Origin of the sequence: uncultured Flavobacterium sp., assembly GCF_951805225.1 — a bacterium.
GTDB lineage: Bacteria > Bacteroidota > Bacteroidia > Flavobacteriales > Flavobacteriaceae > Flavobacterium.
Genome location: NZ_OX638201.1, coordinates 2,181,864 through 2,206,943 on the forward strand (window position 1 = coordinate 2,181,864; position 25,080 = coordinate 2,206,943).

The 25,080-nt window shown below is 37.0% G+C and carries 23 protein-coding genes, 1 tRNA gene and 1 pseudogene; 7 read left to right on the forward strand and 18 right to left on the reverse strand.

All coding sequences use genetic code 11. The features are described 5' to 3' along the window. Positions 1-74 precede the first annotated feature (74 nt). The 4 genes and pseudogenes from WN975_RS09000 (at position 75) to WN975_RS09015 (ending at position 3,490) form a co-directional block, all read left to right on the forward strand. Positions 75-836 (forward strand): DUF4369 domain-containing protein, encoded by a 762-nt coding sequence (locus WN975_RS09000; protein WP_337966242.1) that lies wholly within the window; start codon positions 75-77, stop codon positions 834-836. An 18-nt stretch (positions 837-854) separates the two neighbouring features. Beyond that, positions 855-1,241, forward strand: a pseudogene (locus WN975_RS09005) (TlpA disulfide reductase family protein); the annotation flags it as partial. Positions 1,242-1,810: 569 nt separating this feature from the next. Continuing rightward, positions 1,811-1,891: transfer RNA gene (locus WN975_RS09010), tRNA-Tyr, on the forward strand. 291 nt (positions 1,892-2,182) lie between these two features. Next, on the forward strand, positions 2,183-3,490 hold the full coding sequence (locus WN975_RS09015; protein ID WP_337966243.1) for a site-specific integrase: 1,308 nt from the start codon (positions 2,183-2,185) through the stop codon (positions 3,488-3,490). Between the two features lie 348 nt (positions 3,491-3,838). Here the strand turns inward: WN975_RS09015 and WN975_RS09020 are convergent, their stop codons facing one another. The 17 genes from WN975_RS09020 to WN975_RS09100 all read right to left on the reverse strand — a co-directional run bounded on the left by WN975_RS09020 (position 3,839) and on the right by WN975_RS09100 (position 18,890). Further along, complete coding sequence (locus WN975_RS09020) at positions 3,839-4,114, reverse strand: DNA-binding protein (protein ID WP_337966244.1); 276 nt, start codon at positions 4,112-4,114, stop codon at positions 3,839-3,841. A gap of 36 nt (positions 4,115-4,150) precedes the next feature. Next, the gene (locus WN975_RS09025; protein WP_337966245.1) at positions 4,151-4,453 is read right to left on the reverse strand and encodes a hypothetical protein; all 303 of its coding nucleotides are present in this window, start codon (positions 4,451-4,453) and stop codon (positions 4,151-4,153) included. A gap of 5 nt (positions 4,454-4,458) precedes the next feature. Then, positions 4,459-5,613, reverse strand: coding sequence for a hypothetical protein (locus WN975_RS09030; RefSeq protein WP_337966246.1), 1,155 nt, complete (start codon positions 5,611-5,613; stop codon positions 4,459-4,461). Between the two features lie 15 nt (positions 5,614-5,628). Next, complete coding sequence (gene traN / locus WN975_RS09035) at positions 5,629-6,492, reverse strand: conjugative transposon protein TraN (protein WP_337966247.1); 864 nt, start codon at positions 6,490-6,492, stop codon at positions 5,629-5,631. Positions 6,493-6,504: 12 nt separating this feature from the next. After that, a complete protein-coding gene (traM, locus tag WN975_RS09040) occupies positions 6,505-7,794 on the reverse strand; it encodes a conjugative transposon protein TraM (RefSeq protein WP_337966248.1) in 1,290 nt (429 codons plus the stop codon). A gap of 262 nt (positions 7,795-8,056) precedes the next feature. After that, on the reverse strand, positions 8,057-8,665 hold the full coding sequence (traK, locus tag WN975_RS09045) for a conjugative transposon protein TraK (RefSeq protein WP_337966249.1): 609 nt from the start codon (positions 8,663-8,665) through the stop codon (positions 8,057-8,059). Between the two features lie 24 nt (positions 8,666-8,689). Then, a complete protein-coding gene (gene traJ / locus WN975_RS09050) occupies positions 8,690-9,901 on the reverse strand; it encodes a conjugative transposon protein TraJ (RefSeq protein ID WP_337966250.1) in 1,212 nt (403 codons plus the stop codon). A gap of 3 nt (positions 9,902-9,904) precedes the next feature. Next, on the reverse strand, positions 9,905-10,540 hold the full coding sequence (locus tag WN975_RS09055) for a TerB family tellurite resistance protein (RefSeq protein WP_337966251.1): 636 nt from the start codon (positions 10,538-10,540) through the stop codon (positions 9,905-9,907). Positions 10,541-10,550: 10 nt separating this feature from the next. Beyond that, the gene (locus tag WN975_RS09060; protein WP_337966252.1) at positions 10,551-11,165 is read right to left on the reverse strand and encodes a hypothetical protein; all 615 of its coding nucleotides are present in this window, start codon (positions 11,163-11,165) and stop codon (positions 10,551-10,553) included. A gap of 15 nt (positions 11,166-11,180) precedes the next feature. Beyond that, on the reverse strand, positions 11,181-11,864 hold the full coding sequence (locus tag WN975_RS09065) for a conjugal transfer protein TraI (protein WP_337966253.1): 684 nt from the start codon (positions 11,862-11,864) through the stop codon (positions 11,181-11,183). A gap of 9 nt (positions 11,865-11,873) precedes the next feature. Further along, positions 11,874-14,345, reverse strand: a complete 2,472-nt coding sequence (locus WN975_RS09070) for a TraG family conjugative transposon ATPase (protein ID WP_337966254.1) — start codon at positions 14,343-14,345, stop codon at positions 11,874-11,876. A 32-nt stretch (positions 14,346-14,377) separates the two neighbouring features. Further along, positions 14,378-14,692, reverse strand: coding sequence for a DUF4133 domain-containing protein (locus WN975_RS09075; RefSeq protein ID WP_337966255.1), 315 nt, complete (start codon positions 14,690-14,692; stop codon positions 14,378-14,380). Between the two features lie 12 nt (positions 14,693-14,704). Continuing rightward, positions 14,705-14,989: a DUF4134 domain-containing protein gene (locus WN975_RS09080; protein WP_223704658.1), complete on the reverse strand. Its 285-nt coding sequence runs from the start codon at positions 14,987-14,989 to the stop codon at positions 14,705-14,707. A gap of 179 nt (positions 14,990-15,168) precedes the next feature. Then, complete coding sequence (locus WN975_RS09085; protein ID WP_337966256.1) at positions 15,169-15,630, reverse strand: hypothetical protein; 462 nt, start codon at positions 15,628-15,630, stop codon at positions 15,169-15,171. Positions 15,631-15,827: 197 nt separating this feature from the next. After that, positions 15,828-17,021 (reverse strand): hypothetical protein, encoded by a 1,194-nt coding sequence (locus WN975_RS09090; protein ID WP_337966257.1) that lies wholly within the window; start codon positions 17,019-17,021, stop codon positions 15,828-15,830. Between the two features lie 56 nt (positions 17,022-17,077). Beyond that, positions 17,078-17,947 (reverse strand): helix-turn-helix domain-containing protein, encoded by an 870-nt coding sequence (locus WN975_RS09095; protein WP_337966258.1) that lies wholly within the window; start codon positions 17,945-17,947, stop codon positions 17,078-17,080. A gap of 337 nt (positions 17,948-18,284) precedes the next feature. Continuing rightward, complete coding sequence (locus tag WN975_RS09100; RefSeq protein ID WP_337966259.1) at positions 18,285-18,890, reverse strand: hypothetical protein; 606 nt, start codon at positions 18,888-18,890, stop codon at positions 18,285-18,287. A gap of 332 nt (positions 18,891-19,222) precedes the next feature. Between WN975_RS09100 and WN975_RS09105 the strand changes: the two genes are divergently transcribed. Continuing rightward, positions 19,223-20,896, forward strand: a complete 1,674-nt coding sequence (locus WN975_RS09105; RefSeq protein ID WP_337966260.1) for an AraC family transcriptional regulator — start codon at positions 19,223-19,225, stop codon at positions 20,894-20,896. 77 nt (positions 20,897-20,973) lie between these two features. Next, positions 20,974-21,150, forward strand: coding sequence for a histone H1 (locus WN975_RS09110; RefSeq protein ID WP_144219336.1), 177 nt, complete (start codon positions 20,974-20,976; stop codon positions 21,148-21,150). A gap of 45 nt (positions 21,151-21,195) precedes the next feature. Here the strand turns inward: WN975_RS09110 and WN975_RS09115 are convergent, their stop codons facing one another. Then, positions 21,196-21,573 (reverse strand): helix-turn-helix transcriptional regulator, encoded by a 378-nt coding sequence (locus WN975_RS09115; RefSeq protein WP_337966261.1) that lies wholly within the window; start codon positions 21,571-21,573, stop codon positions 21,196-21,198. Between the two features lie 474 nt (positions 21,574-22,047). On the opposite strand from WN975_RS09115, the gene WN975_RS09120 reads away from it, so the two are divergent. Further along, positions 22,048-25,071, forward strand: a complete 3,024-nt coding sequence (locus tag WN975_RS09120) for a SusC/RagA family TonB-linked outer membrane protein (protein WP_337966262.1) — start codon at positions 22,048-22,050, stop codon at positions 25,069-25,071. The last annotated feature ends 9 nt before the right edge of the window (positions 25,072-25,080 follow it).

Here is a 25,080-nt window from a genome sequence, read left to right on the forward strand (position 1 = left end):
GGTTCCAAAATTCTTTAAGTTTTAGATTTTTAGATACTTTTGTTGCACAAATCAATTAACTAATTATTTTATAAATGAAAAAAATACTTTTTTTACTTACCGCTTCTGTAGCGATTATGTCATGCAGCAAAGTTAAAGACGGAGAATATCTAATTACCGGAACAGCTAAAGGAATCGAAAACGGAAAAACTATCATTCTTCAAGGTCAGGACCCAACAACAAAAATGACAGTTGCTCTTGATACAGTAAAAGTTGAAAATGGAAAATTCGAAATAAAAGGAAAAGTAACTGAACCAGCATTTCACGCATTAATTGTTCAAGGTTCTAATGCTCCTCTTCCTTTCATCTTAGAAACAGGAGAAATTACTGTTGCAATTGATAAAGATAGTATCCATAAATCTAAAATTTCTGGAACTTATAACAATGACGAGTATGTGAAATTCAACGAAGATCTTAACAAAACTCAAAAAAGTTTAGTTGATTTTCAGAAAAAAAATACTCAGAAAATGCAAGCTGCTCAACAAGCTCAAGATACTGCAGTTATCAATGGTTTGATGAAACAATACATGGAACTTCAAACAGAAGTACAAGCAAATTCTAAAAAGAAATATACTTCTTACGCTGAAGGGCACCCAAAATCATACATTACTGCTTTGATTCTTCAAAGTATGCTTGCTGATCCAGCTGCTGATGTTAAAAAGATCGAAACTCTCTATAATGGATTAGACGAGTCTGTAAAAAACACTACTCCTGGAAAAGATATTAAAACTAAAATAGGTCAAGCAAAAATGCCTGCAGTTGGTGCGTCAGCAGCTCCTGTTGGTAGCGCTAAATGAAGATCAGATTTTTCAGCTCCTAATCCGGCAGGAAAAGTAGTCTCGCTTAAAGAAAGTTTAGGTAAAGTGACTATTGTAGACTTCTGGGCTTCATGGTGTGGACCATGTAGAAAGGAAAACCCTAATGTTGTAGCTATTTATAAAGAACTACACGCAAAAGGTTTAAATATTGTTGGTGTTTCTCTTGATAAAGAAGCAGCGGCTTGGAAAGAAGCTATTGCAAAAGATGGTCTAACTTGGACTCACGTTTCTAACTTGAAGTTTTGGGAAGAACCAATTGCAAAACAATACGGAGTTGAATCTATTCCGGCAACTTTTATTCTTGATGCTACTGGAAAAGTAGTTGCGCAAGACTTAAGAGGTCCTGAATTAAGAGCAAAAATATTAGAGCTTTTAGCTAAATAATACCAATTTCAGAATAAAACAAAAAAATCTCCCTAGTGGAGATTTTTTTGTTTTTGTTCTATATCAAATAAATATTTTAAAAATTAATCTAAAATCAAGTGCTATTTGAATTTTAAGCAGTAAACGTGTTTAAATTCATTATAAGAAACGAAATCACTATTTACTTGTCTTTATATTAAAACAATATAATATCAGCCTTAAAAATAGCTTAGAAAAGAATTTATATCGAACACTTGTTTCTTTTTTTTCTTCTAAATCTAACTTTTTACGGAAAACAGAATTTATTTAATCTTTTTTTCTCTTGCTTTATGAGTAAAAACGGCAATTCCGAATTAAAATTCTCAGAATAAAAAGTCAAGAATAAGCGACAAACACTTAAGAATAATCCTATATTTTTAAATAAATAAAAAAAAGTCATAATTTAATATTTTTTATTTTATTCAATTCCAATGGATTAAAAGATAACTTTAAAATAACTTAAAATTAAGTTGATTTTTTGTTTGTAAACATGAAAAACGTTCCTATATTTGCAACCGCTTAGAACAACAAAGCGCACTAACGCTGAGATCGGGGAGATACTCAAGCGGCCAACGAGGGCAGACTGTAAATCTGCTGTGAAAACTTCGCAGGTTCGAATCCTGCTCTCCCCACGAAAAGGCCGAAAAGCACGAAAATTTAAATTTTTCAATCTTTTCAAAAAGCCTTAAAAAATGTCTTAAAGCCAGTAAATCCGATGATTTACTGGCTTTTTTGCTTTATTGCCTGTTTTCAATATTTATAAATGCTCACAAAATTAAAGGTGCAGAATCGGTGCACTTTCCGGCGCGCAGAAAAGTGCACCAGAAACAGCAAAAATCCCATATATTACAGGGGTTAACGAGATTAACGACTTGATTTGACAGTAATATTATTCTACATTTATTAATTTAAAAAGTAGGATTATGTTGGAAAGCAGTTTTGGTTTGGGATTCTTTTTAAAAAGACCCAAAATAGAAAGTAAAGAGTGGATCGTATATTTCAGAATAACTGTTGACGGTATCCGTAAGGAAAGCTCAACTAAGAGAAAATGGGATAATACACGATGGGATCAAAGGTTCGAAAGAGCGGTCGGCTCAAAGGAAGATGCAAAGTCGCTGAACTTCTTTTTGGATTCGCTGACTTTAAAAATCAATGAAATCAAAACCGAAATGATGTACAGCGGCAAAACCATAACCGCTGAGAAAATTATGGACGAGGTCTTGGGAAGGACAGCGCCAAAGATTAAGGTGCTCGAAGAATTTCAAAAGCATAATGATGAAATGGAGGCGCTTCTTGGAAAAGGCTACGCAAAAGGCACCCTTGACCGGTTTACCATTACTAAAAACCATTTGACAGCTTTTATAAAATTCAAGCTTAAAAAGCACGATCTTGAATTTGCGGATTTGAATCTCGAGTTTGTAAAGGACTTCGAGTTTTACCTTAGAACTGTACGCGACTGCAGCAACAACACTACCCTAAAGTATATTGCAAATTTCAAAAAGATTGTAATCCGCGCCATTGATAAGGAGTTAATCACCAAGGACCCATTTAAGAACTTTAAGGGACGTAAAACAAAACTGGTAAAAAAACCACTCACCGCACAGGAATTGTACGAACTTGAAAGTCATTATTTCACAACTGACAGGCTCAATGTCGTAAGGGATGTATTTGTCTTCCAATGCTACACTGGCCTGGCTTACATAGACGCTTATCAATTAAAGAAAACTGATATCAAAGAAGGCATTGATGGAAATCTATGGATTATGTCCGAAAGGCAGAAAACAAACTCATCATTTAATGTCCCTCTTCTTCCCCAAGCACTGAAAATAGTTGAAAAATATAAAGAGCACCCGCTGTGTATCCAGCGTGGAACCGTGCTTCCTGTTTCATCCAACCAGAAAATGAATGAGTATCTAAAAGAGGTGGCAGTCTTGTGCGGCTTTCCTTTCACATTAAACACGCATATGGCACGCCGTACTTTTGGAAGCACTGTGACATTAAATAACAACGTACCTATTAATGTAGTTAAGGAACTGCTGGGTCATGCATCGGTAAAACAGACTGAGGCATATGCTATAACTGAGCAGGCCACAATCGGACGTGAAATGTCCATTCTGAAGAAAAAACTCAATAAAACTGGGTCCAAAATGTCTAAGCCTGATTTGGCGGTTCTCAGCAGGCTCGAAAAGGAAATTCAGGCAATCAAAAAGAAATACAACATTTCTTCGTGATAAATAATTATAAAATATCTTTAAACTTAAAAGAGGCTATCTCAAATATTTTGAGATAGCCTCTTTTTACATAACTTAACTTCGCTTTTATATCCGGGATGATAAGATGGGGTGTACTTAATGTATCCTAAATCCTGAAGCTGCTTAAAATACTTATGATAAGTCGGTAACGTATTCACATGTGACAGCTCCATAATTTTACTGCGGCTGACTTTAATCCTTCTTCTTTGTCCCTGCCTATAGCCTAATCCCAGTATTGCTGTCAAAATTGATAGATGCCAGACATTTAGTTTAGGATCAGTACTATACATTGACAGATAACTCATTATATAGCTTTCTTTTAATCTTTTAGTGTTTATCATCATCAAATAGTTTTTGAAGATCTTCTTTATTGTAGTAATACGAGCCAAGCACTTTTTTGAAACGGACTTTTTGGCTTGTTCTAAGATTCTGAACTGAACCTGCTGAAATATCAAGCAGTTTTCTCACTGCCTTGCTTTTAAGCCATTCAGGTTCCAAAGTTTCTTTTCGTCCAGAATCCTTATCTTTAAATACAGCTTGTATTTTATCTACTAGAAGAAGACCAAACTGTCTCAGATCTTCCTTGGTTACAATTTCATTCATTGTACTATTTCATAAAATTTATTAATTGCAGAACATTTAGTTGTCCGCATCAGCTGAAAACAAAAAATATACTTCACTGCCACGATTTTTTTTAAAAGATGGTCTATACTTTATGTATCCATACTGATGAAGCTCTTGGACACATTTATGATACGTATTTGCTGAAGAAACTTTAGCAATAACAATAATCTCCGAGCTGAATACAAAAATTGGATTAATAAAGCCATTAACGGATCTAAATTGTAATAGAGCTGCATAAATGGCAATATGCATCGGACTAATCCGGTAATCATTCTCTATTGCAGTGAAAAAATCCGATAAAGGCTTTAATTTTTCCATAATTTTTAAAGTGAAGGAGTTTTTCTTTTCTTTACTTTATTATCCTTCCTTCCTGAATCACCTTCATCAGAATCTAGATTTTTTTTTTGATCTTTAGATACTGATTCTTTTTGAGATTCAGCTTTTTTTTCTTCCTTGCTCTCTCGATGATTAATTCTTTGTAAATTTTCATCATAAACATTAACAGTCTTAAACTGGGGATTTGCCTCCACATACATTTTACTTTCAGTACCGCCGACAACAAAAGTCGCCGACTGAAGGTTTCCTTTCTTTAGCGAATTCAAAAGGTCTTCTTTATACTTCGGAGTATTGAGTTCCTTGATTGAATGTTTTGCCAGACTTGCTTCCAGATCATACCCGTAGTTCTGATGGTATTGATTGAGTTTAAAATTTCCCTGAGAATCTGATTCTTTGAAGTTCATTTTTAACCAGCAATTGTAGCTCTCCCCTTCTTTATTTTTAAGATCTTTATTGACAGATCTGCCTTCCATCAAATTATAAGCCTCTTTCATTGTAATACTGGCGCTGTCTTTGTTGATGTAAAAGGTGTGTTCCAGACCAGGTTTGTTCTCTTCTTTCTGCAGATTGACGTGATAAGAATTAAAAAAATACATATCTGTCTGCTCAGACTTTTTGAAATTTAAATCTACAGTTAGGGTGTCTTTATTTGGAACACCATTGTTCATAATGCCGGTGTGCATGATTTTAAAATCCTGATCACCTTTCATCATTTTCTCTCTCAGCTCAGCATCAAACGTCTCTCCAAAGCCAGTGTATTTCAGCTGGTCTTTCAGGAATTCAAAATTTTTCTGATTCATAATATTTGTATTTAAATTGTTATCTAATATTTCTTTGCTCTCCCTAAATAGCTTAGCAAATCCAGTAAGTTCAAAAGCTTCATTATCGGATGTATTAATTCCGCTCTCTAAAACTGCTCGTAAGTCGTCAATAACTGATTCAACCGGCAGGCTCTGAAAATAATTCGCATCATTGGTCATAACCAGACAGTACTCCTTCGCATCCAATGGGTTTCTAAAAAACTCAATTGTGTAAGTATCAGTCACCTCCTCTGTATTAAAGGCAGCAAATCGATGGCCGTTATAAGCCATTTCCTCAGCAAACGACAGCATCATTTCAGTGTCAGCTAAATTGATTATCATAATTTATTTTAAAGCTTAAAAAGTGTCACTGCTTAATTCGGAAATCGGAAAAACCAGATCAGTCAGATTATTATTTATATCTACTTCCAAATGTCTTCCGCCGTTTTTTTCAATCATCTGAATCGTTAGATACTTATTCTCAGGTATAGTAAATTTCTCCAGCGCATAGACTTTTATTATTTCAGATTTATAAGGAATTACAGAAGACGATGAAGTTGCATACAAAGGCTCCAATTCAATTTCCTGTGAGGCAGTTCGTTTTGATTTTCTCTTATCCCTGATAAAAAAACGAAACTGATCAATATCGTAGTTAATCTTTGATTTGTTTTCAAAAACAACACGCAGATACAAAACATCCTGCTGGATAAAGATGCCGTTCACCTCCAGTCTGATCTGATACTTTGATTTTTTTAGACCACTGATTTTTTTCTTTTTGGAATATGCAGCCAAAGCACACTGTTCAATTCTTTTCTGATTTTCGTTTTCTAAAGAAAACAGCACATCCCTGCTTGCAGCCACTGCATTTTCAGCCTTAAAATTTAAGTCAGGGCAGGAATCGTCATAATTCAGTACAAAAACATACAATTTCCCGTCAGAAGTTACAACTGTCAGATTGGTCTGAAAAAAATGCTGTTTAGCAGCTTTTACAAGTAGTATATTCTCAACTCCTTTTGCTTTCTGTACAAGCACTTCTGCGCTTCCTTTATCTATGCTCTTGATTGAATAAGGAAAAATAATGCTTGTGGTTTTAGAAAAACCTACCTGTAGATTTTTATACTGGTCTTCGTAAAAGACAGTTTCCCTTGCGTTTGACTGTGGATGAACTGAAACACAAACCATCAGCAAGCTGATTAAAAACAAATAATTCGCTCTTTTCATATTTTCTCTCTTTTAAGGTTTTAAATTCTTTTGCTTTTCATCGTACAGTAGTACCCGATACCCTGCCTTTACAACCACTTTTATGAGTTTTACCTTTTTGCTCATAAGACTTTTAGCTGCCTCGATGCCCATACCTGCGGCCTGTGCTCCCCATGAATCCGAAATCCCGGTAAGACCTAGAGTCTGAATTGATCTGTCAGCTGATGCTTTTGCCACATCCCTGTTAATCGCTCCGGGTATATAGATGCCTTCAATCCCGTCCATATCATAGACTGCCATCTCGACGGGAAATATCGAATTATTGTACTGGATGTTTGTGATTTTTACCTCCAGCCTCTCTCCTTTTAAAGCCGCCATACCATACAGAAATGTATTTCTGGGTATCATTGTTCCTTGGAGAAAAATATCATTCGCAAGTCTTAATTTAACCACCGAACCATTGACAATAGTCTGCGTCTGATGCACAACTGCTTCAATAGAATTTTGTATTTCTTCAGCAGGCTGTGCTTCGTCCAGAGAATAAAATTCATTTGTTTTCAAAGAGGTCTGCAAATCGACATTCCGCTGAAGTGAGCTTATGTTATTCTCTGCTTCTTTTTTCTGCACTGAATATATTTTGCCTTTTTTGCTCTCAGATGTTTGTTTAAGCCGTTCCTGCACGCGCTGCGGATGCTGTATATCTAAAATATTTTCCAGCATACCGCCTAATTGCTGAAGTTCCGGATCAGGTTCCTGGGGCGTGCTCATCGTCGACATTAGCCCTTCAAGTTTTTTAATATCTTCCGATTCTCCACGAGAAGTGCCGTAATTCTCAAATTCCCTCATATCCTGGCCATAAGTCGGGACAGCAGGATGGCTGATTACGTTTTCAAGAGCCATCAGCTTCTCATAAACTTTCTGTTCATTGCGGTCCTGAAAAGACTGAGAATTAAAAGCCGATCTGTTTTTTGGAAGCATGCGGGATTCAAAATCATTTGTGGGAAAAGAATCTGCTTTATCTTCCGAGACTTTATTATCAATATAGTTCGGATCTTTTTTTATCTGCTCTCGCAGTTTTATCGAATCAACTGCCGCCTGATCGTAATAGCTCATCTTATCCAGTGCTGAATCCTCTTTAAATTTAGGCAGTGGCAGATTAAAATTGAATCCTTTCCTTTCATCGTTCCCTGCCATCTTGGATTCCATTCTTCCGCCGCCTAATGAATAAAATAAGAATGTCAGAAATGGAAATGTTATAAGAGGCAGCATTAAAAGCATCTTTCTCTTTTTAGATTCCTTTGGAGATAATGTTTTCTCTTGCATAATTTTAGTTTTTTAAATTGATTGTCTTATTTTTTGAAGCTGTTGAAACCTCAGCTTGTTTATAAAATGTCCTATACAGGTTATAAATTAAATAACCCGATGTCAAAACCGTAAAGAACAGAAGTCCCCAGATCAGTTTTGTTTTAGAGAGCCCATCTGTGACTCTCATCATTTTTTCTGCCCATCTTTTCTGCAATAGCAGATAATACTTGTGATACACAAAAGGCTCAGTCTGTCTTGTAAAAAAGGATTTCATAAATCTCTATTTTCTGGTTTCTGCAGAAAGATCTTTGTTTTCAATCGTATTAAACCGCTCGATAAGAAAGCCATGCGGATTATTATCGCTTCTTGATACATTGCGAAGCGCACCTTCTGTAAGCAGGCTTCTTTTCAAAATACTGGTTGTACGGATAATGTTCTGTCTGGCATAACATCTAAAACGGTAGGGATATTCACGGATATCAATACTCACACTGTCAATCTGGATGGTCTGGCTGATATTTCCTGATATAATACCCGAATAAAAATTGTTTTCCTTCAGGTCATCATAAATCCGTTTTGCACTGTCGTCTGCCAGATACAGCGCTTTTGTGATATTGGTTTTAATGACCTTATCATCAGGATCAAGGGTAAAGAAAAACTTGTGAAAGGTTTTCACATGATCCCTTGCTTCAACAGCGATATTATCTTTTCTTTCCGAAGCGTAAGCTTCCAGCGCTTTGCCGTTTGCCAGAATATATACTTTATCCTGCATAAGGCTCACTGTCTGGAAATTTTTATAGACAGCATAGCAGCTTATTATGATGCAGCCTGCAATTACAACCATCGTGAAACCTCTCACATATCTAAATGCCGTATCAATGTTTTTCATTCTGGTAAACATATGCTCCTGTTATTAAGTCTGTTTAGAATTTCCTTTAAGCCTGTCATTCATATAGTTTCCTTTATCAGTAAAATAAGGACTGCTTCCTGCTGTCGCAGCCATGCTGCTGTTCATTCTCCGATCCGCATCTCCCATAGCATCAGCAGCCATTCCAACCGCATTTGAAGAGGTTCTCACAACAGAATTAGCTGAATTGCCAAACATGCTTGTCACTTTATGACCCAGGGCTCCTCCTCCGCCTGCGTGAACAATATAATTGGCAACAGAAGGCACCGTAAAATAGCCTATGATTCCAATAATCATAAAGATTAAATATGCCATATCGGTCCTGCTGAAAAAAGTGTCACCTGTTGCCTGCACCTGAGAGAGGTCCAGCTTGAGCATGAGCTCCTGAATCTTTCCGATTATGCTTCCGAATATATTGGCCACGGGAAGCCACAGATAAATATTGATATATCGGGCAAGCCAGACAGTGAGCGTGTGCTGGAAACCGTCAAATACAGCTATTCCAAATACCAGTGGCCCTAAAATGGAAAGCACCACCAGCTGAAATGTCCGAAGGGTGTCAATGCATAAGGCAGCGGCTTCAAACAAAACCCTCAGCACCTCGCTCAGGAATTCCTTAACCGAATTTCGAAAACTGTAAGAAGCTTTTTCCATGGCAAATTTTACATCATTGCCTATGCCTGCGAGCATGCTCTCATCCGATGGATCAGCACCGTCATGCGTATACTTATACCATCTGTCGCGATCACCCGTTCCTGCAGTGCCGACATACATCTTCCATGGATCGGTTTCTTTAATTGCTTTTTCTTTCTCTTTAAGCAGAACAGCAACTGCACTGTTAGAGCCTGTTACCATAGCTGCAGTAGCTGTAACAGTTGGTTTCATAACTCCGTTAATAAGTGCCAGAACCGACGGAAAAATCATAATGCAGAATCCTATAACAAAGGGACGGAAGAGCGGATAAAAATCAATGGGCTCGGCACTTGCTATATGCCTCCACACGCGTGAGGCGATGTACCATATAGTTCCAAAGCCTGCTATTCCCTGCCCTACAGCAATTAGGTTAGAACACAACGGCATCATTTCATCATAAAGCTGGTCTAAGACCCCATGAAGACTACTCATATCATCACCTAGTCCCTGTGCTATTATTCTGCAAGGAAGCAGTAATATGATAAGCATCACACAAACTGCTTTTTTGTTTAATAGGCATTTCATACTCTACTCTTTAAATTCCTGAAAACTCTTTGAGACATAAACATCATTTTTCTCCCTTGCCCGCTGAAGAGCCAGCACATTCGATGTGATATTAAAGTTTCTTAAGAAAAGCAGTTTATCCTGCATCTGCTCATAGATATCGTCAACTGCCTTTAGTCTTTCGTCGTCCGACATCCTGAGCTTATCAGCTGTTATGACCATCGTAAGTTCATCGAGATTTCGCAGGCTCTCATTAAGCAGGTTTCCGTAAACTTTCTCAAAGTAATTTATTTCCTGTCCGCTGAAATTTCCGTTTTTTATAAATCGGTTCATTCCGTTGCGGCTTTCCTTGACTAAAGAAATCTGATATTCCATTATCTCTCCTACCCTTTTGTAATTCTTTACCGCTGGATTTACCTGCATAAGAGCATCTAGAAAAGTTTTATGCAGGCTGAAGTTTCCTTCGGCCATATCTTTCACCGTTTTGTATCCACCTGAAAGCAGCTCATACCCCTTTTTCATATCACTAAGAATTTTCTTGAACTGGGAAAGCTTTTCAATATTCAAAATCAGCTGCTGAATTTCTGCTGACTGCGCTTTTGATTTATCTGGAGTCAGAAATAGGCAGATAACTGCCATAAACAATAATATCTTTTTCATCATCGCAAGTTTATAATCCGTACAATTCACTTAATCCTTTAGAATCCTCTTTGTCGGCAGTTTTTGAAACCGCCAGAAGTCTGGCTTCGCTGCAGAAAGAAAGACAGAAATTATAATCCTCCAGCATAGTTTTGTGCAGGAGATCAATACGCTCAAGCCTCTGGTCATCTTTTAGCTCTAATTCTGCATCGGTGGTAATAACAAGCAGCTGGTCGAGAGTCTGGCTGCAGTTCTGAAGCAGCCTCCCAAAAGACCTCTCTATATAGTCCAGTTCATTACCATGAAACAAATCAGCAGTTTTAAGATCTGACAAAGTCTTTCGGCAGAGTTTCATTATTTTAAACTGCATGGAAATGATCTCAACAGTTTTATAATAATTCCGAACCTTTGGATTGATTTTTAAAAGTGAGGTAAAATAATCACCGTGCAGGTTGACTTCTCCTTTTCTCGCATCCCCAATAAAATTGAGTCCCTTTGATACTGCCGAATATCCTTTCTTTGCATAGTCGATATAAACCTGAAGCGCCGCTATCTGAAGGATCAGTTCCTTCCTCTGTTTTGCCTGCCCGCTCATACCTTGATTAAAAACACAGAGCGTTATTAGTATTACACCTATCTTTTTCATGTTTTTTTTATTGAATTATGGAATTCCGTAAAATTGTTTCACTTGTTTTACATCTGCTTCTGTTTTGGCCCTCTGAAGACTCAGCAATATGTTCTGCTGGTTAAACATTGTAAGGTCGTCATAGTTTCCATCAATTTGATCAGCAGCCTTGTTGATGATTTCAAGACGTTTGAGATCGCTCATCTGGGTGGCAAAAGAATCCAGAATCAAAAAAACCTGGTCGATATTCTTCACACTTTCCTCGAGTATTCCTGTATAAACGCTCTCCATATACTGAATTTCGCTGTCTTTAAAATGGGTATCCTGCTTAAAAAGATTCCAGGCTCTTTCATATTCCTGAACAAGCTGTGTCTGCTTTCTGGTAATTTCTTTTATCCTCTGGTAGTAGGTAATAATTGACTTTACTTTTGCCAGCTCTTCATAGTAGCCTTTGTAAAGATCTTTCTGTTTCTGAGTCCAGTCCGAGATCTCATCGAGCTTCAATTTGGAAAGTACATTTTCCACCTGCTTCTGTGCATTCTGAAGCCAGATGGTTTTATTCTGCAATTTCTGGATTCTAAGATCAATTGCTTTAATTACTTTCTTGGTGACTGCCTTTACAATCTCCAGAATCGGGAGCACCATTGTTTTTTCAGCAGGTCTTGCCGAGGTGCCGACTAACAGCAGGCAGACCATCAAGGCTATTAATTTCTTTTTCATTATTCCTTTTCATTTAATTCCATTTCTCATGTCCTGAGCCATTGCGGCTATTCCTTTCTTTATGTCCCCGCCAAAGTTCTTTGCATAGGCATTCATTTTCACTTTCTCGCTTTCCTCCGTTGTGAACGCCAAATATTCCTCGAGAGAAACTTCCGTGCGATATACCTTGGAAAGCATGCCTCCCAAAGAGATAAAAACTTCTTTGTATTTCCTGGCTGGATCATTGGCTTTATTTACAGAAAGTACAAGTGCCTTTTCTTTGTCTGTAAGTCCCAGCAGCTCCTGAATCTGGTCAAACTTATTCTGATATTTGCTCTGGTCAAGAAGGATCTTGCAGTCGCTATTGTTGATAATTGCCTGCTTGACCACTGGTGAAGAAATAATATCCTCCACCTCCTGAGTTACCACTATTGCTTCGCCAAAGAATTTACGCACAGTCTTAAAAAGATATTTTATATAATCTGCAAAACCCTCCTTCATCAGTGCTTTCCATGCTTCCTCAATGAGTATCATTTTTCTGATCCCTTTAAGCTTCCGCATCTTATTTATGAAGACTTCCATTATTATGATCGTTACCACTGGAAAAAGAATCGGGTGATCTTTGATATTATCCAGCTCGAAGACAATAAAACGTTCTTTCAAAAGATTCAGATTTTCCGTTGCGTTCAGCAGATAGTCAAACTCTCCTCCCTTGTAATAAGGCCTGAGCACATAGAGAAAGTTATTCACATCAAAGTCCTTCTCCTTTACTTTATCGCCTTCCAAAATCGAGATAAAATCCTCTTTCAGGAAATCATAGAAGCTGTTGAAACAGGGAAATATCTCTACATTAATATCCAATTTCTCGTAATACAGCTGCAGGGCATTTGAGAGTGCTACGTACTCGCTCCGGTTAAAGGTTTCGTCGTCTTTTTTCCATAGTGCAAGCAGAAGCGTTTTAATGCTCTCTTTTTTCTCCGTATCCAGACTGTCTCCTTCTGAAATATAAAATGGGTTAAAACGGATAGGATTCTTTTCATCGTAAGTGAAATAATACCCGTTTACCATATCGCAGAGCCCTTTATAGCTGTGCCCAACATCCACCAGTACAATATGCGTTCCCTGCTCGTAATAGCTTCTCACCATATGATTGGTAAAAAAGGATTTGCCGCTGCCCGAAGGTCCCAATATAAACTTATTGCGATTGGTGCAGATTCCCATCTTAACAGGCTCATCGCTGATATCAACATGAACTGGTTTCCCAGTAAGCCTGTCTCCCAGCCTGATACCGCAGGGACTCAGCGAAGATTTATATCCCGTTTCCATATTCAGAAAGCATACCGCCTGTTCAGTAAAGGTGTCAAAGGTGTCATTCATCGGAAAGTCCGCTGCATTTCCCGCCATTCCAGCCCAATAGATCTGCGGAGCTCCTACAGTTTCCTGCTTCGCTGCCGCATCCATTTGGGCAAGAGCTGATGACACTTTGTTTTTAATCTCTTTCAGCTCTTCCTTGTCAGTGCTCCAGGCCAGTACATTAAAATGGGCTTTAACAGGAAGCCTCTGTTGTGATACTGCCTCGTTCAGGAAATCATTCGTCGCATCCCTGGCAATCATATTCTCCCGGCTGTAGGCAGAGAGTGACTGCAGTCTGAGTCGCTTGCTTTCCAGCTTTTGGATGGTTTTCTGTGAATCCTCAATGAAGATATACTGATTGTAAATATGATTGCAGGATAAAAGCTGGCCAAGGGTTGAAGCAAAACCAACGCTGAATTTGGTCTTATCGGTTGAATAGCGGTCAAAGTTGATTCTCGATCCGCATAATCCAGGCAGATCAGCTGCATCACCAAGTGTAAACAATTGGCAGTGTTTATCCCCTACTGCTAATCCTTCGTCAAACCTGATATCCTTAAAAACAAATGAATCTTCACGCTCTGATAAAAAACAATACTTTTCCACCAGCCCGATTCTTCTGCTCTCGCTTCTAAGCGATTCATTTTGCAGACGCACCAGCTTTATAAATCCGCTGTCTTCCATAATTCTCTTAAACTGGCCGCAAGTATCTGCAAAATCCTGCAAAAGCTGCGGTCTTAATGTTTCCTCTGGAACTATGGAACTTCTAAGCAGATTAGAAAACAATGAGGTTGCATTTCTTCTTCCCGCTGGTTTCTTGGTCAGCATGATATAGCAGGAATGATCCAGAAATGGTCTCTCATTAAAGAAACGCTCGCTGCTTCTGGTCAGAAAACTGCTGTCTTCACTTGAAAAATTAGCTTTATAAGCACTTTCTAAGAACCAGTCCTGTTTATGAAAAACACAAAACTTCGGCAGCACCTTTAACGCCTTAATCCACGATTGGTGGAAAGCTTCATACTCCTGGTCTGACAGCGTGAAAATTTCAGGCAGTTCTGCCTTAAAAACTATAGTTACATCGCCCTGTTTTGATAAAATACAATCATGTTCCACTGCCATAACCGGCAGCAGATCTTCCATCCTCTTCTCCATCCTTTCTCCATTATATAATTAACGCTCTACAGCTATAACTTCATAAAAACCTCTCTGCTGTAAACTTTAATCCACTTTGGAATCTGTTTTTTAGCCAGAGCCTTCATCATGCCGTATTCTCCGTAAGTATTACTCATTCTGTATATTTTAAAAACAAGAAAACCTCCTGTCGTTCCAATAAAACCAATGCATATCAAGGAAGGCACTCCAATTATATACAGGGCAGCAAACAGAATCATAAGACCTACAACACCTCCGCCCAAATACCAGATGTACTGCGCTTTAAGTCCCTTAAATTCTATACTCTGATTGATTCCTTTATTGATCGAATAAACGCTGTTACTCATTTTTTCTATCGTTTAAACCCCGAAAAAGGATTTAATTACAGTAGCTACCACCACCAGAAACACACAGCTTCCAAACCAGGCGGCTGCGACTTTTCCTGTATCAGGATCTCCTGCATTCCATTTCTGGTATACTTTTACTGCCCCTATCAGCCCGAGGATAGCTCCTACCGCATACATTAATTCAGTGCCGGCATCAAAGTAACTTCTCACTTTCTGGTTGGCTTCATTAATTCCCGCCACACCATCCTGGCTGTAAATAACATTACTAACCAGAATCATCAGGAGCGACGATCCCATAGCTCTAAATCGTCTAAAAAGACTTTTAAATTTCCATCTGCATTTTTTCATCACAAATCATTTTTAAAGTTATTCTTTAATAAAAAGAAGAGGAATACCGCCGTTGCTGCTCTATTTTTCCTGTCACATAAAGCCATACCGCACCAGAGAGAACGGGGAATATTCCTCCTCTGAATTTTTTAAAATACCGGTCCTTCCCAGAGACTGTCTGCTTCGCTGAGCGTTAAGAGCAGATTGGGATGCTTTTGAGATTCAAAGACCATTTGTTGGTTAATGTTTTCTCTGAGGGAGGAAATTTTGACATACGGATATTCATCCAGAAGCATTCGCAGGTAGTTTTGAAACTGCTGTTTTGTTAGTCGTTTTTCTGCACTTTCTTTAACTGCTTCCTTAATACGCAGCGATAGATTTTCCGCATCTTCCAGGGTATCAAAAGATTTCGGAAATGAATCGGATATCGATTTTATTTCCTGTAAATTTTTAGAAGTTTTTTTTAGAAATGGTATTTGCAGTTTCTTTTCACCTGAAAAGATTTTTTTTAAATCACTACTGTGAAATTTCAGTAAAATTATTAGATACCAGAAAATTATAGCAATACCAGCCGCAGTCAGATAACTGCCCCATGAAATATTTGTAAACATAGCTCCTCATTTTATCGTTCAACATTTTATCCTCCTCTATGAAAATCACCATCCGTTAAATTTTGATGTGATTTATTCTACAAGTCAAAGGAACGATTAGTATGAGTTTTCTACAAGTACAACTTTTCTGTACCCTTTTTGTACCCTTTCAAAGTGCCTGAATTTTAGGGTCTTCTAATTGAACATGACAGTAAAATCTAATACGTTTTTATCTTGCGGATTATTTTCTCAAGACTTTCAATCGCAATTTCCTTATCACGCTCTTCCGCATTATATGATTTGCTTCTTACTGACTGGTACGAAAGATTTCTCTTTACTGGAGTAGAAAGGTAAGGCACTATACTTTTAAATATGTAGTTCATAGACTTGGCCTTAATAATTCTCGCCTCATCTGTCGCCCTTAAAATAAGTCCAATCTGATCTCCTGAAAGTATACATTCAAGTTTTGAATCTGCCTTCTCCACAAATTCACTTCCGACAGAACCATCAATCTGTTCCTGCATTAGAATTGCAGCCTTTTTTTCAGCAAATCTGATTTCACTGGAGAACCAGTATTCCAAAAATGAAATAAGATTCTGTTGAGATGGATTAAAGGTTAATTTTAAATCTGCGTTTATTTTAGACAGTTTCTTGCAGAAGTATAGCAGCTTTTCAAGTCTTTCAGATAAATTTTCAAAACCATCTAAATACCTGCCTATTCTAGCAACCAGTCTCTCGGTATATTCTCTGGAATTAAAATTCATTCTTATAAGCATAAGATCAAGATTTGAAAAACCTTCAGATTCCGTAACTGGATAATTTAATTTTTCAAGTTCGATGATTATCTCTCTATAATACAAAATCTGACGATAGGTATACTTACTCTTTCTGCTGTTTTGAAGTGGCGCAGTAAGAAGATTAACAACAAATTCCAATTCTGGATCATTCTCCCCAGTATTTTCTTTTTTTTTAATCACATTTTTTAAAACCTCTAGTGTCTCTTTTTCCCAAATTGAAAAATAGCTGTAGGACACCCTTTGGTCCAAACTCATAAAGGACGAATATCTGATTTCTACAAATGACAGCAAATCGTCCAGGGAACTAACGATCAGGTCAAATATTCTAAAAAATTCAGGAGAATTGAATTTTTCGATCATTCTTATTTCTACTACCCTGTCTATTAAAAAAACCAATGAAGAATGATATTTTCTTATAAGAAGTCTAATCTGCCTTTTACTTTTCAGTTCGAAAAAAGAATCTTTAATATGAATTTTAATTTTTTTTGATTCAGATACTATTGTTTTACTCAAATTCTCCAATTCATATTCCGATATTTTTACAGAAGAATTATCAGCATCAAATGAATTTATAATCAACGAATCAAACCATTCCAAAGGATACATTTTAATCATCGTCTTATCGTTTTAATTAAACAATCTCTGGCAGAATAAGGAGCTATCTTGGCAGCTTACTTTTTATTAGAACGAAATTCGGTTGGCAGCATACCAGTATGTCTTTTAAAAAATACGCCAAAGTTTTCAGCGCTGCTGAATTCTAATTCATCGGCAATATTAGCCACGGAATAGCTTGAGTCCGTAAGAAGATTTTTTGAAACATTGACAAGAGCTTCAATTATAAATGCTTTAGCTGTTTTACCTGTGCTTTCTTTTACCATCTTATTCAAATGTCCTGGAGTGATAAATAATGCTCCTGCATAAAACTGAACATGATGCTGTTTTCTCAAATGTATTGATAATAGAGTCAGAAATTGTATTACAATGCTCTCCCTTCTTGAAAAGTCAAGATTTAAGTCGGGTTTATATTTCGAATGTATAAACTTGAGTTCATATATAAATAAATTAAAGCATATCCGGCGCAGCTTAGTAATTACTTCCGGTTTGTCATTGCTGTTCTGCAATACATACATTAATTTGTAAATAAGTGACAAAACTTTAAAATCCGTTTCCTGAAGACTAATCTTTCGATCTGATTTTAACATTAGAAAACTAAAAGCATCCGAAAGCTCTTTCTCATAACAATTATTAAATGCAAAATCAAAATTTGTCCTTACAAGATAAAGCTGAATATTATCCGTCGCTTCAAGCCTGGTGCAAATGGAATTAAATGGGATTACCAGTAAATCTTTCCGATTAACTATATTAGTTTCGTCATGAAATCTGATGTTCATTTTACCACTTTTGATTAAAAGCACTGAAAAATTTGAAACGGAAAATGGGACCGGTACAATATTTTTTGCCCTATAGTCTGTAATGTAGACTACATCAATACCATCATTTTCAATGCTTTTAATCTCAGTATTTAAGATTTCTCTAATCATTTTTGTTATTTTAGTTTAGATCTCATTTTATATTTCATCCTTGAAAAAATATTCCATCCATGTAAAAAACTGGAAATATAAATTAGACAAACAGCATACGTATAAAATATACGCTGTTAATCTCGGACTCTCAATTATATTGTCCTCGTAAAGTACGTACTGTACCAGCTGATCAGCAGCAAAAAGCTTCATTATAAAATAAAGGCTGCAAAGATTAAAAAGGAACAATAAAATATAAAACAAAGCTCTCTTTTTCATAAATCAGGTAGATTAGAAAATTATTAATCAACTATATTAAAGTAGGAAGTGATTCAACTTCAATTACGTCGTTACATTATTAATGTCTGGAACTCTTACTGGTGGTGGATGTCTCCCAATCTCTGTCTTTTCTGTCCTTTTCGCTAAATAAAACTGCCTCCGAAATTGAGGAAATAGATAAAATGGATTCCTTTTCATCTGTTAGAAGTGTTGAATCCTGTCTTTTTGAAATCTCATATTGAATTATAAAATCATCCACAATTTGGTACTGCTGGCCGCGGAGATTTCCGAGACTGACTATATACCCTTTCAGATCAAGTTTCAATGACGATCCCAGTGTACTTTCATCAACAATTATAAATAATGTTGAGACGGGATCCTCCGTAGAAGAAATTGTGTCTAAATCAGAAGTGCTTTTGTCAAAAGTCTTTAGTTCATTTCGCCCAGGTTGGGCTTTTAATACTGAAATGATCTTTTCTTCTAATTGGGCAGGAACCAGAAGTAGGTAATCTCCCGCCGGAACTTCCTTAAAGTTTTCCTCTAAAGCAGACCCGTTTTTAAAATCTGCAGTTTTCTCTTTGTTGATTGCTTGGCTGGAAACCAATCTTAAATCAGAATTGTCAAAATCGTCATTTGAACATGAACCTAATAAAATAATTAAACCAGTTAATAATAAATTTTTCATAATGCAAAATGGTTTGGTTAATTGAGAACTTGTCTCAGTCCATTTTACCCGGGCCAGCAGAACTTTTGCTCAGTACTTTACTGAATCTTTTGCTGTTGAATTCAAGGCAAATCTAAATTGCAAAAAATCATAAATCAAGGACATGTATGTGGATTTTCGGAAAATCCACTGTCGATTTCCATGAAATCAACAATGTATTTTTCTTACATTAAATATTGAAATTCAAATAATTACATTATTTTTGAAAGTTGCTCTCCAATGGCCTCTACATTCTTTTTTATTAATCTGATTTATGCTTTCATCAGAGCATAAACTCCAAATTTCTATGTATTATGAAATGTAATTTATCGGTACTGCTGCTTCTATTTATAATTAAATCTTTAACTGCCCAGAATACTCCAAACAGAATTCCTGATTCCCTTATTTTTAAAAGTTATGGCTATCTGGATGATAAAATTTATCAGTACAAAAATGACAGCCTGAAAGCATCTCCATATTTATATGCCTATTTAAAAAAAGCGCGCAGGGAAAAGAATCATGAAGAGTTAGTTAATGCATATCAAAATATGCTGCATCAGTCACCTATGATTCTCCGTTTAAAATACGCTGACAGCATGGTGCAGACAGCTGTAAAGTCAAGAAGTCCTGAACTGATTGGATCTGCTCAGCTATCCAAAGGAATAGTCTATTACAGCCAGAAAAACTATGTAAAAGCATATGATTGTTATATAACTGCAAATGAAAACATTTCCAAAACTGATAATGATTACCTGATTTATAAAACCAAATATCATATTGCCCAGATTAAATTTTACCTCGGATTTTATGATGAAGCCATTTCTCTTTTTAATGACTGCATTGAACATTTTAAAAAAAATCAGCCCCGCCCCTATTTAAATTCACTGCATTCACTTAGTGTTTGTTACAATAAGATTGGAGATTACAATAAATGCTCCGAAACTAATGCATTTGGAATTAAAGAATGTGAACGGCTTAATATACCAGAAATGGAATTATTTTTTAAGCACTCCGAAGGAATCAACCAGTTCTTTCTAAATAATTATCACACTTCTATTCAATTGCTTCAGGAAGTTATGCCACAGTTAAACAGCATGACAGAGTTTGCAAATGAATCAATTGCCAATTTTTACATTGGAAAAAACTATTGGAAACTTCAGCATCCTGCAAAAGCTGTCCCTTATTTCAAAAAGGTGGAAAAGGCATTTGTTGAGAAAGGCTACATTCGTCCTGATTTAAGAGAAGTTTTTGAATTAATGATCAAATATTACAAGAAAGAAAATAACCTGAAATCCCAGCTGTATTATATAGACCAGCTTTTAAAAGCAGATTCTATATTAACAGATACCAACAAATACCTAATGGGCAAAATTCACAAGGAATATGACACAAAAGAAATTCTCCGTGAAAAAGAAAAAATACAGCAGCAACTTGTAAAAGAGAAATATTATGACGTAATTTTGATCAGTGTAGTTGTCGTTCTATTCTCCGCTGTTATCTACGGGACCTATTACCACTTTGAAACCAAAAAGCGCAATAAGATCAAATTTGATCTGCTTCTGGAAAAAAATGAAAAGAGCGCCTTCCAGAAACCGTCACCCGATAAATTCGAAATAACCGATATTTCGCAGGAGACTGTACAGCAGATAATAAAACACCTTGAAAAATTTGAAAGGGATAAAAAATTCCTGCAAAAAGAGGTAACGCTGGCCACTTTAACCGTAAGGTTTAATACAAACAGCAAATACCTTTCAAAAGTGATATACCATCGCAGCGGCAAGCGTTTTGCTGATTATATCAATGACTTAAAAATTGATTATCTGGTGGAACTGCTGCGAAACTCCAGCATGCATAGAAATTACTCCATAGGCTCACTGGCAGAGGAAGCCGGTTTTACTTCCACTCCCCGATTTACTAATGCATTCCTCTCTAAAACGGGGATTTCTTTCAGTTATTTCCTTAAGGAATTGAAAAAAGAGAATTCATGAGAATATTTTTTTAGCAATACCGTTTTCTTTTAAGGCAAAAATTTACTTTTGCTCACTTAATTTAAAAAAATTGTATAATGAAGGACCTTGTTGCAAAAATCAACGCTGAAATCGAAACATTTAAAGCAGAATCTGAAGCAGTAGCTGAAAAAGGAGTTAAAGCTGCAGGCGCTAGAGCTCGTAAATCATCTTTAGAAATCGAAAAACTTTTAAAAGAGTTTAGAAAAGTTTCTATTGAGGAGTCTAAGAAATAAAATATAATTCAGAAAAAAAGCTTTCATCTTCATGAAAGCTTTTTGTTATTTTATTCGTTCCTTTTCTAATAAGATGAACTGATTTATTAAAGTTTTTTTCAGAAAGTTATAGTAATCAATTTTTTCTTGTGTCAATTTTACTTCTAAGTTAAAGGACTCTTCAACAATCGAAATTAAAGTATCCTTATCTTTCAATATAAATAAAGAATTAAAGCTAATATTCAAATATTTGCTAATAGTGTAAATTTTATCCCATCCACTTACACTTTCTCCACGTTCCACACGACCTATCATTGTTGAAGTATAATCTATTCTGCCACCAAGCTTATCCTGGGATAAATTTTGTTTTAATCTAGCTAATCGAAGAACACAGCCGATTTGCAGATTAATTAAATTTAACTCTATTTTATTAGATTTTCCCATATAGTAAAATTTGGGAAAAAAGATTTATTTATTCGATACAAATTTGTATTGAATAAATAAATTTGTTATATTTGTCACAATCAATACATCTAATGATGTAATTTTGCGACTCTTCATAAAATATTTGAAGCATTCGCTTTGAATCTCGCTTTTGAAAACTGGTAATTTTTAACGGGGACGAGATGATAAGTAAGATGCTCACGTCTATTGGCGTGGGCTCACTTATTGTTCCCCGGTATACCAGTACCTCAAAGGCAGTAAGATGAGTTCCACGCTTTTTTATTTTACTCTCTTATATTCTTAGCCATCTTCTTTTAATTTGAAATAATCGCGTTTCATCAATGTCTAACTATGTAATAATACCTATGAATCTTATCTATAAAACATAAAAAATGGCCCTCAGCTGCAGCGACCAAACTAGAGCAGAGGACCTTAGCTAATCAAATATCCATTTAACTAACCAAATCCAATATTATGAATTATTTTTCATTTTACAAGGGTGGAAAGGTCCTTTATGGCCTTATTTTTACAGGCATTTTATTGACTTTTTCCACCGTCTATTCCAGAAATTTTCGAAATTCCGAAATACTCCCTTACCAGCGCCATCTGGTTCAGGGTATCGTAAATGACGGCTCTTCTCCTCTGCCCGGAGTTACGGTCACTTTAAAAAGCAATAAAAATTTAGCCGTAATTACAGATTACAATGGCCATTATTCCCTTGAAGCTTCCCCCAAGGATACACTAATTGTATCTTTTATAGGATTCAAAACTTCCCTTGTTCCTATAAACGGCAGGACTGCTATTGATATCCGTCTGCAGTTTGATGCTACTGACCTTCAGGAAGTGCGGATCAACGCCGGATATTATTCCGTAAAGGAAAGCGAACGCACAGGAAGCATCTCACGAATCACATCTAAAGATATTGAAAGCCAGCCTGTCACTAATGTGCTGGCCGCAATGCAGGGTCGTATGGCAGGAGTCAGTATCACGCAGACTACAGGCGTGCCTGGCGGAGGTTTTGATATCAAAATACGGGGACAAAACAGCCTCAGATCTGACGCCAATTCACCGCTGTACATCATTGACGGTGTGCCTATCTCTTCAGAGCCGATCGGCTCCTCTTATACAGGGACAACATTTCCAACTCTAGTCAGCCCTATCAATAGCATTAATCCGGATGCAATCGAAAGCATTGAAGTGCTCAAGGATGCTGATGCAACATCTATATACGGTTCAAGAGGAGCAAATGGTGTGGTATTGATTACCACCAGAAAAGGAAAAGCAGGAAAAACAAAATTTAATGTTTCTGCTTCCACAGGAACCGGCAGGGTAACTAAATTTCTTAACCTTATGAATACCGATCAGTACTTGGCTGTCCGCAGGCAGGCCTTTATAAATGATGGCAGAACTGCATATGGTGCTACAGATTACGACATTAACGGCATTTGGGACCAGAACCGCTATACTGACTGGCAGAAAGAACTTATAGGAGGTACTTCATTGATCAATGATTTGCAGGCATCAGTGTCAGGCGGTTCAAACAATACCCAATTTCTATTAAATGGCTCTTATCATACAGAAACAACCGTTTTTCCCGGTCAGTTTCGATATAAAAAGGGCGGAAGCAATTTTAGTTTGAACCACAAATCCGAAGATGAAAAGTTTTTACTTAACTTCTCTGCGGGATTCAATTCCCAGGATAACAACCTGCCTTCTTACGATTTTACAAGCGATGCCAGAAATCTTCCTCCAAATGCTCCCGCCCTTTATACTACGGACGGAAATCTTAACTGGGAGAACAATACTTGGCAGAACCCGCTTAGAAATCTAAACACAAAAGCAGAATCTGCTGTTAATGATCTTACAGGAAATGCCGTTCTTTCTTATGCTCTAACAGGAGAGCTTTCAGTCAAAGGAAACTTCGGATTCACTTATCTTGACAATACCGAAACTAGAATTGTTCCATCCACTATATATAATCCCGCATTTAATGTCGGACCTTCACAATCTTCTATTTTTACGAATGATGTAAATAGATCTTCATGGATTGTAGAACCGCAGATAAACTGGATTAAGCAGCTGAAGAATGCTAAAATTGATGTACTTGTTGGTTCTACTTTTCAAAGCCAGCGCGGTACAAAAATATCCAATTTTGGATCAGGCTTCACTTCCAACAGCCTTATATACAACTTGGCAGCAGCGAAAACGGTAAGGGTACTGCTGGATGAGGAAACACTGTATAAATATCAGGCTTTCTTTGGACGAATTAACTTTAATTATCAACAGAAATATATCGCAAACCTTACCGCTAGACGCGACGGTTCAAGCAGATTTGGACCAGGCAACCAGTTTGCGAATTTCGGGGCATTGGGATTTGCGTGGCTGTTTTCTAACGAAAAATTTCTCCAGAATTCGAGGTACCTTAGTTTTGGAAAAATACGAGGCAGTTACGGTACCACCGGGAATGATCAGATTGGCGATTATCAGTTTTTCGACACTTATTCTGTCAATGGAGTACTATATAACGGAATTTCCGGCCTATCGCCGACAAGGCTCTTTAACTCCGATTTTGGATGGGAGACAAATAAAAAACTGGAAGCCGCGCTTGAATTAGGTTTCTTCAAAGACCGCATTTTCACAACCGTGGAATGGTATCAGAACAAATCTTCCAATCAGCTGGTCGGTATTCCGCTTCCCGGAACAACCGGTTTTTCATCCATGCAGGCCAATCTGGATGCGGTCGTACAAAACAGGGGATTTGAATTTACGGTGCGAACCGTCAATTTTAACAGCGGAAATTTTAACTGGACCACCAGCTTTAATTTAACTGTTGCTAAAAATAAACTCCTTTCTTTTCCTAATCTTGCAAGTTCAACCTACAGCCAGCAGTACAGGGTCGGTCAGCCGCTTAATATACAGCTGTTATACAAATTTAACGGAGTCAACCCGCAGACGGGAATCTATCAGTTTGAAGACCTCAATAAGGATGGGCTTTTGACAGCTGCTGAGGATAGGCAGATAATTGTAGATTTGAATCCTAAATTTTATGGTGGCCTTCAAAACAGGCTAGCTTATAAGGGTGTGTCGCTGGATTTCCTCTTCCAGTTTGTAAGCAAGGACAGCAAAGCCTATTCCATGTCGTCAGCTGGAACAATGTCCAACAAACATGTCAGGCTTTTGGATAGCTGGTCTTCGCAGGGGGATACTGGTCCATATCAGATCTATACAGCAGGATTTAACAGTTCGGCAGTAACCGCAAACAGCCTGTTCAACCAGAGCACTGCCTCTATTACCGACGCTTCCTTTATAAGACTTAAAAACATTGCCCTTTCTTATAAACTCCCTTTGAGCCTTAATGATACGCAATGCACGATAATGCTTCAGGGGCAAAATCTGCTGACTTTTACCAGATATGATGACGGCGATCCTGAATTTACAACCTATGGCTACCTGCCTCCGCTAAAAGTAATTACGGCAGGAATTCAATTAACTTTTTAATATCCGGTT